Below are 1,089 nucleotides of genomic sequence, written 5' to 3'. Positions count from 1 at the left end.
GTTAGCGGCATAGGCTACAACCACTAAACACAGTCACTTTGATCTACGCTTAATTTCAACTTTGCACCAGAACCATTTCCTCATATCTTGCGCGGCATAAAGAGTAAGCCATTTTTTGCGTGCGTTATGAAAGCGCTGTATAATAAGGCCGTACTTATGTGGATGTTAGTTTCGTGTCAAGAAGGGGGAGATACTATGAAAAAGCATTTGTTGTCTAATCGTGCTGTTATTCTGGCCGTAAGCTCATTTACTTTGCTTTTATTCTCTAGTCCCATCAGCGCTCATGCAGCAACTACCGCACCGGCAGTACCAACAGAAGCAGCCGTGGTTGACGCTACCGGCAGCTTCGAATCCGTTTCGCAACTGCCGGTAGCGTCATTTGAAAATGATCTAATTCCGGGAACTGCAGCCTACACGCAAACTGTACTCGCACGTTCTGCCGCTTATCCGACAAGTATTGCTGGTTATAAGAAACTCGGTTACAAGAATTTTTATTATAGCAAATGGACAGGGTACAAAAAGCTTGCAAGTACAAAATCCAAGCGCATCGCCGCCTTTATGGTTGAACAATTGGCCGCCAAAATTCCTGGCGCCAGGATTCCATTACTCATCTACGACTTAAGCCAACTAGCTAAGACCCAGCATGCTGATATTTGGCCAAGCGTCAATGCCCGAATGATTTCTGCCACATCACCACGTGGGGTAAGGGTGCTAGTTGCTGAGGAGTCATATACTCGCTATTACACAAATAGCGCACGTACAAAACTCCTGAAGACCATTCACCATACATCATTTGTCGGATAGGAAGGTTCTGCCTATGTCTAAGAGCTCAATATTCATCACCATCTTTTGTATTCTCATGATCATTGGCTATGCTACCAATGCAGGCCCTTGGTTTGGCATTCCAGTCGGTGTGATAGGCATTGCTGGCGTCATTTACTTCGAAATCATCGACAGAAAAAGAAACTAACAGCCTGACCCTATATCGGGGCTGTGACATAACCCCCTTCAAAAGGTTCTGGTGCAAAGTTGAAATTAAGCGTAGATCAAAGTGACTGTGTTTAGTGGTTGTAGCCTATGCCGCTAACA

The 1,089-nt window shown here is 45.0% G+C and carries 1 protein-coding gene; it reads left to right on the top strand.

The annotated features are described in order from the left end of the window. Nucleotides 1-195: 195 nt before the first annotated feature. Nucleotides 196-804, top strand: coding sequence for a hypothetical protein (locus tag JUF11_RS13100; protein ID WP_204119940.1), 609 nt, complete (start codon nucleotides 196-198; stop codon nucleotides 802-804). Nucleotides 805-1,089: the final 285 nt, after the last annotated feature.

The organism is Lacticaseibacillus suilingensis (assembly GCF_016861845.1).
Classification (GTDB): Bacteria; Bacillota; Bacilli; order Lactobacillales; family Lactobacillaceae; genus Lacticaseibacillus; species Lacticaseibacillus suilingensis.
This window is presented reverse-complemented; position numbering and strand designations above follow the sequence as displayed.

Bases quoted from the DNA above. Each gene is read 5' to 3' on its own strand.
- JUF11_RS13100 (WP_204119940.1), top strand. From the start codon at position 196: ATGAAAAAGCATTTGTTGTCTAATCGTGCTGTTATTCTGGCCGTAAGC.